Consider the following 11,079-nt stretch of genomic DNA (forward strand, 5'->3'; position numbering starts at 1 on the left):
GCGGCTACGGTTTGCTTCGCTGCACCTACTTCCGCTGTGTCTGGCTGCGCCAGACGGTCGCTGCGCTCCCACGCCCGGATCGATCCCTCCACTCAGCCTGCCGATGGGGCCGGTTAGGCAAGATCAAGGGCACTCGAGCTGGCGCTCATTGTGAGGAGTGGTTAGAAGCGGGTGGTTGGCTTGGGATTGGTGGTGGATTCGCCCCTCACCCCAGCCCTCTCCCGAGGGAGAGGGAGCCGATTTGGATTGGCTTTGAAACTTGTATTCGCCTCGGTATTTCTTGTCGGCGTATCTATCGCATTCACCTCGGTCAGTCCCCTCTCCCTCCGGGAGAGGGCTAGGGTGAGGGGCTTTTGATCTTGGCTTACTCTCCGGCCAATTCGCGCAATTGCTCCAGCGTCTGAGCGTCGAGCACGATGCCTTCAGCCAGTGAGCGGCTGCGCTGCCCATGCCGGCGGTCGCCCGGCAGGCGTTTGAGGCCGACACTGTGCATCTGGCGGACCAGTTCGCCGCTGCGTTCGGCGAAGGTCTGACCGGCGGCTTTGCTGGGGTCGATGACGATGAGCAATTGGCCGGTCCATGGGGTTTTCGCGCCGGGGTGGTTGGACCAGTCGAATTCGAAGGAGAAGTTGCCGCCGGTCAGTGCCGCGGCCAGCAGTTCGACCATCATCGACAGTGCCGAGCCTTTATGGCCGCCGAATGGCAGGAGCGCCCCGCCTTCGAGGATGGCCTTGGGGTCCTGGGTCGGTTGGCCGAGGCTGTCGACGCCCGTGCCGGGTGGCAGGCGTTCGCCTTTGCGGGCGGCGATCTGCACGTCGCCATGGGCAATGGCGCTGGTGGCCAGGTCGAAGACGATGGGGGCGGCGCCGGCGCGGGGGGCGGCGAAGGCGATCGGGTTGGTGCCGAAGAGTGGACGGTCGGCGCCGTGAGGGACTACGCAAGTCATGCTGTTGACCACGCTGAGCGCCACCAGCCCTTCATCAGCGAAGGGTTCGACATCCGGCCACAGCGCTGCGAAGTGATGCGAATTACGGATTGCCAGTACGGCGATCCCGGCGTGACGGGCCTTTTCCACCAGTAACGCGCGCGCCGCTGCCAATGCTGGCTGGGCGAATCCGTTGCCCGCGTCGACGCGCACGAAACCGGCGGCGACGTCCTCGACCTGCGGCACGGCGTGCCCATTGACCCAACCGCTTTTCAGCGTCGACACATACCCGGGAATCCTGAACACACCATGACTGTGCGCACCGTCGCGCTCGGCCGCTGCACAGTTGGCGGCGAGCACCCGGGCGACGTCGGTGGAGGTGCCATGGCGCAGAAAGATCATTTCAAGCAATTGCGTCAGCGCTTCGAGCGACAACGACGACGAGACAGCGGAAGACACATGATCGTGTGGCGCAGACATCTGAAGCTCCAGAATGATTATTGGAGGGAACAACAGCGTACGGACGACTTGCCCAGCGATTAACCATGGCGCAGCGGTCGCCTGTCAACCCTTCGCTGATTCAACGATGGCGCGCGCGAGTACGTGGCAGATTTATACGCGCTGAGTGCGGTATCCATGTACCGCCAATGCGTCGAGTTGCGTACCTATTCTCGGGTCTCTGCCCATGGCGTCCGTTCAGAGCTCCGATAATGCCCAGCCCCACCGCACCGCTTCTGTTTCCCGATATTCTCGATTCCCCTGGCGTGCACGCCAAACTCGGCAAAACCCACGGTTTGAACAGCAAGGATTTCAGTTGGCTTGCCCACGTGCAATTGGCGACTCACACCCTGCGCCAGCAGCAGACTCCGCCCATGCACGCCGAACGCATTTTGCTCAACGCCGACAAGCAGCAGCCCGTACCGCTGACTGGCAGCTTTATTCTCGGTGCCGGACCGGATGACGGCGGCGTGTTCCTCTATACCCCTTATGACGGCCTGAAAAAGTACAGCGACGACGACGCACTGACCAAAGCCTTGCAAGCGCGCCTCGACAACGCGGACGAAAACGATGATCTATTGGCCTTCATCAGCCTCTCCTTGCGCAAGGAACTGGTCGAGAAGCGCGATATCACGGTTACTCGCGAAACGATCAGCGGCGATGTATTTGAGGATCAGCAGTCAGCGATCGAGACCGCGCAGAATGCCTGCGCTCGCGATGTACTGGACGAGCTGAAGCGTCTGCCTTCGCTGACAACGCTGCTGGACAAGATTCTCGACGAGCTGCTGGCACCGCATTTCGCCGGCCTGCAGCAGTCGCAGACCCGCGTCAGCCTGTATCCAGCCGGCGGCGCGGGTGCCGACGATCGCCGGCAGCAGCTGGATTCGCTGTCATTGAGTGAAGCGCTACTGGTGTACTTTCGCCGCCAGGGCTGGCCGCGCGGACAGTCGGCCAAGTTTACTCATCCGGCCCGTACCGGCGGCGACAGCGACCAGAAGGCTTGGGCGGATGCGCTGAAATCAGCTTCGGGAAAACTCGTCATGCTGTTGTTTCGACAGCTTGAGGCTTACTGGAACGCCGCGTCCTTCGAAGGTTCGCCCAGGCGCACCTTCTTGCGCCAGACCCTGAAGGATCAAGCGCGTGCGCAACTGATGAGCAAGCGCGAAACCAGCATCATCAGCGCCGGGGAGTTCGATGCCTTGCACAGTTTGATCCGCGAGCCGAACACGGCTGTACGGCGGCCGACTTTCGAAACGGTGTGTTTGCGCAAGGACGCCGCCTCGGTCGAGCTGGCCGGCTCGCTGATGGTCAACCACGACAAGGCCTACCTCTACACCCCGACCCAGGGTCTGCAAGTACTCGAGGACTACGCCGATCTCAAACAGACGCTGACCGCCAAACTGGATGCAAAAGGTCATGAAGACGAGCTCTATGGCCTGATGAACCTGGAGGAACGCAACCGCTATCTGGGCTTCGTCGACCCGCAGGTGACCGGCGAGCATATCGGTGGCGACATCATTGCGACGCTGCTTGAAGCGATCCTGACCAAGCAACGTCAGAACGTCGAATTTGCCATGCAGCGTTTGCGCCAGGGTGAACATTCAACCGATATCCATGCCTTGTTCGACAAGGCCCTGGATATTCGCGCGATGCTTCATGAGCGCCTGCTCAAGCTTGAGGTCAATGAGCGTTGGAGTACTCGACCACTGTTTTCCAGCACACCGCCCTCCTCTGTGGTCCAGACCGACAAGGCGGCGCAACTGGCGTTCAAGCTCGAGCGAGAACTGGAAAATCTCAGCAGCAATTTCCGCGATCAGCCAACCGGCAACGACGCCGAGCAAGGGCGGTTTCTGCGAGGCATTCTCTGGAAACTGGCGAAGGCGTTCGAAGACGGCCTCCGCGCCGAGGCCTACATCAACCAGCTCAGCGGTGCGTGGCGGGCAGCCGAACGGGGCATCGTCGATACCGTGTTCGACGCCAGACACCCGACCCGCATGGAGCGTCGATCGCTCAACGGTTTTCGCCCGGATGCCTGGTCGCTCACCCTCACCGGTCCCGGTGACGCTGGCACGCTGGCGCTCGCCAACTGTGTTCTGTTGACTGAACGCGGAGGTCTGGATATCGCGCATTCCGGGCGCGCAATTCTGTGGACTCCAGCGATCGGCCTGGAGACGTTCGACGATATCGCCATTGCCCAACAAACGTTGCAGCGCCGCCTGGACGATAAAGACCAGTGCCAGGCGCTGCTGGAAAACCTGCCAACGGCGCAACAACGGCTGGACGAGTCTTTCACCCTCGCCAGCTTCCAAGTGATTGACGGTAGTGTGGCCGGTAACCGCATGGATTCGGCCATCGGAATTTTCCTCGACCATTGCCAGACATTGCGTCAGTGCATCGAGGACAAGGCCGCGTTCAAACGCTTCCTCGAACAAATGAAAAATTCCGTGATCAACACCAACCTTGGTCGCGCCATTGAGCTGGCCAAAGCCCTTGCCCGTCAGCTTGATTATCCCGACTGGTTACAAATGGCGCCCGTCGCGGAACAGCGCACGCACCTTGCGCTGCTCGATCAATTGCGCAGCAGCTTTGTTGATGGCAAGGATTTTCTCGACGATGTGCCGGAGTTGCGCACGCATGTCGAGCAAACATTGCAAACGCTGCTCGACAGCCGATTTCCAGGCAATGGGCTTAAACCCGAGGACATCCAGATCACGCCGAATCTGACGCTCGCCGGCCCGGCCTGCAATCTGCTCGATTTTGCCATGCATCATTTCAACGTCGTGCAGGGCACTGGTTTCAAGGTCGCCTCGCTGACCGTCACGCCCCTGCCAGAGAAATTGGATCAGACCGCAGTCCAGCAACTGCTGCAATCGCTGGAGATCACCACCACCTACGTGCGCAAAGTCAGCGCAGCGCTGTCAGGGGATACCCCGTCTGCACGCACCAGCAAGGAACGCTTTCTGCGCCAGCTCCCCTGGCACCTGATGCAGCACGCGCATTCGATGAAGCTGCAACAGCAACTGTCGGACACCGGCTACGACTTGATCTGCCAGGTGCTGGACATGCCCGATGCGCTCGCACGCGCCACCGTGGCGCTGGCCCACGCCACTGTGAGCCCGCTTTCATTGATCAAGACCAGCGGCGCCGCTGCCGCCCACACACTCGGGCTGTATGTGATCGGCCCCGGCACAGGGCAAACAGGGCCGTGCGTGCTCTACGCACCGTATTCGCGGTTTGTCTTTCGCGAGTTCGAAGATGAGGCGCAGTTGATCAACGCATTGAACACGCCCGGACAGTTCCAGGATCTGATGATTCGCCGCCTGCCATCGGAACAACAGGCGGTCTTCAAAAATCTGCTGCAAACCACGCTAGGCAACAGCAGTGAAATGACTCTGCAGAGCACACCCATCAGCGGCAATCTGCTCGAGCGTCTGCACAAGGACACACTCAGCCTGTTGCCACGCTTGCTCGGTTGCCAGGCGCAAATCGACGCGCAATCCGATTGGGAAGCAGCAAAGTCCTTGTTCAGTCGTGGTGTGCATCTGGTTCCCCATGTGTTGTCCGGCAAACTCGCCTCGTTGTTCTTTCTTTGGAAGAGCTACAACGACTTCGAAGATTCGGCCGAAAACCTGCAGCAGCACCGTTGGTCGAACGCCTTGAAAAGCTTCATCACCGGAGCGATATCGCTGTTCAGTCTTGGTCAGCTGTCATGGGAGGACGAGGCGAAGGAAACCATCGAGGAGTTTGCCGCCGAGACGCAGCTCCCCGTGGTGCCGGTGACCAAAACTCCTGGCCAAACCACAAAGATAGCCGCACCGCTGTGGAACAAAGTCCCGCCCGTCAGATCCTCTCGGCTGCATTTGCAGTCGTATGAAACCAGCACTGCGCTGGAAGACCTCACGCTCGAAGCCAGCAAACTGGTGTACGGGAATGCTGACGGCTCGCAAAAATACGCGGCGATTGCCGGCAAGGTCTATCAAGTCAGTCAATCTGAAAAAACCTGGTACCTGCACCACAAGGAAGACGGACAAGGGCCCGAGCTTGAGCAAAACAACCAGCGGCTGATCCTTGCCAAGCCCCGCAAGTCTGGTCGTCGTTGCCGTTCAAAGCAGCGCAACCGCATGCAAATCGAAGTCGAACGCAGCCGCTCGTATGTCATGCACATCCAGGCCAAAGGAATGGCGCAAATCAACAAGCGCTATCCGGCGCGCGCCTTCGTCATCCAGCAAGCGGTCGCTCGCGCACGCACCTATGCGCTCAATTGTCTGCATAACTTCGTGATAAATCGAGCAAATCCGGGTGGAACCCGACTAGAGCGCGTACTCAGGGAGATCTTCGAGGTCTCGCAGGTAACCCCGTCGCTGCTGGGTAAAATTGCAAAGGTGATCATCCCGCTTTGCCGCGAACTGACCGATCCGAAAGATGACTTGCTTTACACTGAGCGTTTTTTCGCCGGTTTGAATGTGCAACCAGATAACACGGTTGCCTTCGTTTTCAATGAGGACACACGCAGGATTATCCATCTGACCGAGCTGTTCTTTAATCCGGACATGGATGCCTATACGCCTTGTTTGCCTGCGCGATTCAACGTGGACTCGCACGCCCGCGCGGTAACGTTGATTCATGAACTGTCGCACTTGCTGTTCAAAACCGAGGACTTCGGTTCGGTCGAAGCAATCGCGCCATTTCCGGACCTGATCAATACCACCACCGCCATCGGCCAATCGCTCAAAGCCAGTACGGACCGCTTGCGCAGCACCTTTTCCCGCTCGACGGCGCCCGAGAAGTTGTTCCTGGATACCGATGACAACGGGATAGAGGTCGATCTGGATAAATTGCCCAAGCGGGTCGAGGTGCTGAAAAAACTCCTCGCCCTGACGAACACCAAAACTCTCGCCGATGCACGCAAGGCCTTTCGTGACCCCGTCGCCGCCGAAGCCAGGATTGACGTTATGCTCGCCAACGCTGACTCGATCGCTTGGCTGATCAGCGAAATGGGCCGGCAACTCGACCCATTGCCGACGGCGATCCCGTTACCGGCGCCAACCTCAAGCCAGACCGAAAACGTGGCGCTGGCGTAACGAGATACAAAAACGCGCAGGTTAAAAACCTGCGCATTTTGATTGAAGCATTGATTATTTGTGACGGCGAAGATCAGTCTTTCTGATCGCGCAACACATTGCCCGAGGCGCCGTCGATGCGGAACTCGTAGACAACGCCGTCCGCCTTGCGCCCTTCCCCTTCCCAGTAACCGTCGTTGTCGGCGCCGATCTCGTAGACCTCGACATAACCCGCTTTGGTCTTGGCGATCTCGATGGCTTTTTCGATGGTGATCCAGCCTGCCCCCGGCTTGTCGGCCAGCGCAGCACCCGCGCTGAACAACGCGGCAGTGGCAATCAAGGCAGCGAATGTGTTTTTGATCATTTTTTCACTCCATTTATGGATAGTGGTCATTGGCGTCCTGTTTTTTGGGTGCCTGAGCGAAAAATAAGTTCCACTTTGATGGGTAAATGCCATGACTGCAGTTCTCGGCCACTTCCCCAGAAGGTTAGAATGTGCGAAATCAGGACGAGTCCATGACCCAAGACACCCTCTCGGAAGCCGAATACGATGCGATCACCGATGCCGCCGCGCATTGGTGCATGCGCGTGCATGCCGCTGACTGCACGGCCGAAGAGCAGCGCGCCTTCCAGCAATGGCATGACGCGCACCCGCTGCATGCCTTCGAATACCAGGCCATGCTGGAAATCTGGGACGTGGCCGGAGACCTTCCGCGCGCGGAAGCTGCGCCGGTCAAGCCTGTAGCGAAATCTTCACGCCCGTGGCGCCAATTCGCGATTGCCGCAGGTGTCTGTGCACTTGCGTTGCCGCTGGCGGCGTATTCGGGCTGGAATCTGGGCTGGCTGCCCGACAGCTATCAGCACTTCGCCGCCACTGACGAGATCCGCCAGGTCACCCTCAGCGACGGCAGTCAGCTGGAACTGAACCTGAACACCGATCTGACTTTCAGCAATTACAAGGACGAGCGGCGCGTCACCCTCAAGCGGGGTGAGGCGTTCTTTACCGTCAGCCACGATGTGTCGCACCCGTTTGTGGTGCGTGCAGGCGAAGGCGAGGTTCGCGTCACCGGCACGCGCTTCAATGTCTGGATGTATCAGGATCAGGTGCGCGTGAATCTCGTTGAAGGTTCGGTGCTGGTGACCAGCAATCGCTCATTGCCAGGCGACGGCTTGCGGCTTGGTCCGTCGATGCAGGCGCGTTACCAGCACGGCGATTACATGCCGCAGATCAGCCAGACCTACGCCAGCGACACCTCGTTGACCTGGCGCGATGGCAAACTGGTGCTGGACAATCTCGCGTTGAGCGAAGCATTGCCACTGATCAACCGCTATCTGAACAAGCCGCTGGAACTAGCTGATACGCGAACCGGTTCCATTCGCGTCGGTGGTATTTACAACATCAAAGCGCTGAACAACTTGCCCGACAGCCTGCCCAAAGTGCTGCCCGTCTACCTGACGCGCAACAAGGAAGGCAATCCGGTGATCAACTCGATACCGCAACAACCGCCGAAAAGCTGAAGGCCGCGTCCCTTGCGGGATGCGGCCTCCATTTGCAGCACTTCACATTGCGGATTACTGAGCGGCCACCTTCCCTGCCTTGTCCAGTGTCTCGCGAACGGTCTGCACCTGATATTGCGGGTCTGCCTCGATCTGCTGTTCAGTGAACGGCAACACGCTCCACTGTTTCTTCGAAAACGCTTCAGTCTGATCCCGCGAGTACTTGGACGCCGGGTCGCTCGACAGCGAGAACGCCAACAGCCCTTGAGCGTGCGGCCCCTTGTCATCGAAGCTCACCACTTGCAGATAGCTGGTGCCGCTCACCACTTCGAGCTTGCCGTCCTCGCGCGGCACGCTTTGCATCGCGTTGTAGATGCCCAGCGTACCCGGCCCGCCATGAATCGGCGTTTGCCGCCCACCACTGCTGACGACCTGGATATCACCCCAGCGGGTTTTCGCGTCGAGGCCCATTTTCGCGCTCATCTTCAGCGACGCCAGCATCGCCTCGCGCAGAGCCTTGGCCACTGCTGGCTGTTCGACCGCCAGACCGCGCGGCGTATGTTGCGGGTCCTTCGGATCGAAGCCGACGCGCCACACATCCGGCATGGCCTGCAGCGTCTGCATGATGTTCTGGAAGTGCACCAGCCCCACGCCGGAGTCCACATTCGCCCGGCCGTCCCAAGCCTTGAGGCTCGTGCACACCGGTTTCACTGCCTGCGCGTCGGCGCCAAGGTCAGCGCTACAGAACTTGAGCAGATCCGGCATGACCTGAGTCGCCAGATACACCTGGTCATCCATCACCATCTGCTGCAGATCCTTGATTGCCAACGGCCCCTTGTTCAGCTTGCCCAGCCGATCGAGGGCGAAACGCGAACGCAACCCCAACGGTTGACCGTCCTGGCTGATCAGCGGCGAAAAACCGCTGAGCGGTTGCGCTGGATTGGCCAGCCAGGCCGAGTCGTTGGAGTGCTGAACGAAGTCCTTGCGCAGCAGTTGCGGCAACTGGCTGGCCGCGTAGATACCCTGCTGCGCCGCTTGCGGATCGATGTCCCAGGCGCAGGCGCTGCTGGAACCGTCGAGCACGATCATCTGCGTACCGATTCGCGGGTCGCTGCACTTGGCCAGTTTCTCGGCGTTGACGTTGGGCACTACCGACAGATTCATGTACAGCGTCTGGCCCTGGTCATCGACGGCCAGCGTATTGACCCAAGGGATGCCCTGAATGTCGTGCACCGAATCCTGCAACTGCTGCAGCGTCGAGGCCTGATTCATCGCATACCATTGTTTCAGTACGCGATCATTGTCGAGGTTGGCATCGCGCAAGCTATAGGCGTATTGATTGTCCCAATCCAGCTTGCCCGGCCACTGCACGATCGGCCCGAACTGTGAGCTGTAGACCTCCTTGGCAACCGGCACGACCTGGCCGTCGGCCTGTTTGACCTGCACGGTCACGGTCTGCTTGTGCATAGGCACCGACTGGCCATCAAGCAGATAACGCGTCGAATCCTTTGGGTCGAGTTGCAGACGGTACAGCGTGAAGTGTTTCGACGAGTCGACCGTGTGCGTCCAGGCCAGATGCTGGTTGAAACCAATGTTGATCATCGGCAGCCCCGGCAACGCCGCGCCCATGACGTCGAGCTTGCCGGGAATGGTCAGGTGCATTTGATAAAAACGCATGCCGCCGACCCACGGGAAATGCGGGTTGGCCAACAGCATCCCGCGGCCGTTAAACGAACGCTCACTGCCCACGGCCACGGCGTTACTGCCGCGATCCAGGGCGAAACGCTGCTGACGGGCTTCGGCCAGGCGATAAGCCTGCGCGTCCTGGCGAATGTCAGCCGTCGCTTGCGGCGCGGTGGCACCCGCCAGAGCTTCGGCAAACTGCCCGACCCCGCCCTCGACCAACAGCCGCCGGGTGAGCTTGACCAGATCCTGCGCGGCGATATCCCGCACCCATTCACCCTGACACTGCTGCGGCAAGCCCTGCTTGCGACGTTCGGCCAGATAGCGGTTGTAGCCGGCCGCATAACCTTCGACCAGATCACGCACAGGCCCCGGTTGCGCCTGCCAGAATCGCTCAACCGCCTGCGGCGTATTCAGCCAGGTGAAAAACACATCGCTGACCCGATTTTCCCGCTGCTCGACCGTGAACTGATCCGGCCCGAAATACTTCGAACGCTGACCGTTGACCGTAACGATCTCATTGGCCAGCAGACATAGATTGTCCTGCGCATACGCATAACCGATCCCGAACCCGAGCCCACGCTCGTCCTGCGCACGAATATGCGGCACACCAAAAGCGGTCCGGCGGATATCCGCACTTGCCTCAGCGGCCGGGCTCAACGCATGGGCTGAACAACTCAACCCCAGCAACACGCCAGCCAACGTCAGCCCGGTTAACTGTCTGGAAATAATCACGCTCGCTCCTGATCGACATGCCAAAGAGCGGATCAGCACCGTACGCAAAACACCGCACAAAGAAGACCCGCCCTGCAAATACCCACGCGCCCACGCGCAATGAGCCTTTTCGAAGAAACGAAGCAGGAGGAGAAAATTTAAGCGACCAACATCAAAAGCCTCTCATCGGAACGCCGCCCGCCTAACCCTCTCCCGGAGGGTGAGGGAATTGACTGTGATGGATGCGAGAGCTACGCCGACATGGAATACCGCGTCGAACTCAAGTCTTGAAAATCAACAGCCCCTCACCCTAGCCCTCTCCCGGGGGGAGAGGGGACTGACCGCGGTGGATGCGAGTGCTTCGCCGACGTGAATTACCGAGTCGTACGCAGTTTCCGAACAGCCCACAAATCGGCTCCCTCTCCAGGGGGAGAGGGCTGGGGGTGAGGGGCAAACCCACCGCAAACCCCAAGCCATGCGGCGCTTCTAACCACTCAACAATGAGCGCCAGCTCGAGTGCTTTTGATCTTGCCTAACCGGCGACATCGGAAGGCTGAGTGGAGGGATCGATCCGGGCGTGGGAGCGCAGCGACCGTCTGGCGAAGCCAGACACAGCGGAAGTAGGTGCAGCGAAGCAAACCGTAGCCGCTGCGCCCGGATCGATCCCGCAGCGAAGGGACCCGAGCCTGCGAGGGCCGAACG

Annotated in this window: 5 protein-coding genes; 2 read left to right on the top strand and 3 right to left on the bottom strand. The window is 59.9% G+C overall.

Features of this window, described 5'->3' with window-relative positions:
• Positions 1-364: 364 nt before the first annotated feature.
• Positions 365-1,405: an Ldh family oxidoreductase gene (locus ACYYKW_RS25895; protein ID WP_464991531.1), complete on the bottom strand. Its 1,041-nt coding sequence runs from the start codon at positions 1,403-1,405 to the stop codon at positions 365-367.
• A gap of 230 nt (positions 1,406-1,635) precedes the next feature.
• Between ACYYKW_RS25895 and ACYYKW_RS25900 the strand changes: the two genes are divergently transcribed.
• Complete coding sequence (locus ACYYKW_RS25900; RefSeq protein ID WP_464991532.1) at positions 1,636-6,504, top strand: dermonecrotic toxin domain-containing protein; 4,869 nt, start codon at positions 1,636-1,638, stop codon at positions 6,502-6,504.
• Positions 6,505-6,577: 73 nt separating this feature from the next.
• Here the strand turns inward: ACYYKW_RS25900 and ACYYKW_RS25905 are convergent, their stop codons facing one another.
• On the bottom strand, positions 6,578-6,847 hold the full coding sequence (locus ACYYKW_RS25905) for a PepSY domain-containing protein (RefSeq protein WP_093101346.1): 270 nt from the start codon (positions 6,845-6,847) through the stop codon (positions 6,578-6,580).
• Positions 6,848-6,999: 152 nt separating this feature from the next.
• Here ACYYKW_RS25905 and ACYYKW_RS25910 point away from each other — a divergent pair, with 152 nt between their 5' ends.
• The gene (locus ACYYKW_RS25910) at positions 7,000-8,001 is read left to right on the top strand and encodes a FecR family protein (RefSeq protein ID WP_464991533.1); all 1,002 of its coding nucleotides are present in this window, start codon (positions 7,000-7,002) and stop codon (positions 7,999-8,001) included.
• 54 nt (positions 8,002-8,055) lie between these two features.
• On the opposite strand, the gene pvdQ is transcribed toward ACYYKW_RS25910, so the two are convergent.
• Positions 8,056-10,398 (bottom strand): bifunctional acylase PvdQ, encoded by a 2,343-nt coding sequence (pvdQ, locus tag ACYYKW_RS25915; protein ID WP_464991534.1) that lies wholly within the window; start codon positions 10,396-10,398, stop codon positions 8,056-8,058.
• Positions 10,399-11,079: the final 681 nt, after the last annotated feature.

Source organism: Pseudomonas sp. 15C (assembly GCF_055484735.1).

Bases quoted from the DNA above. Each gene is read 5' to 3' on its own strand.
- ACYYKW_RS25905 (WP_093101346.1), bottom strand. From the start codon at position 6,847: ATGATCAAAAACACATTCGCTGCCTTGATTGCCACTGCCGCGTTGTTC.
- ACYYKW_RS25895 (WP_464991531.1), bottom strand. From the start codon at position 1,405: ATGTCTGCGCCACACGATCATGTGTCTTCCGCTGTCTCGTCGTCGTTG.
- ACYYKW_RS25910 (WP_464991533.1), top strand. From the start codon at position 7,000: ATGACCCAAGACACCCTCTCGGAAGCCGAATACGATGCGATCACCGAT.
- ACYYKW_RS25900 (WP_464991532.1), top strand. From the start codon at position 1,636: ATGCCCAGCCCCACCGCACCGCTTCTGTTTCCCGATATTCTCGATTCC.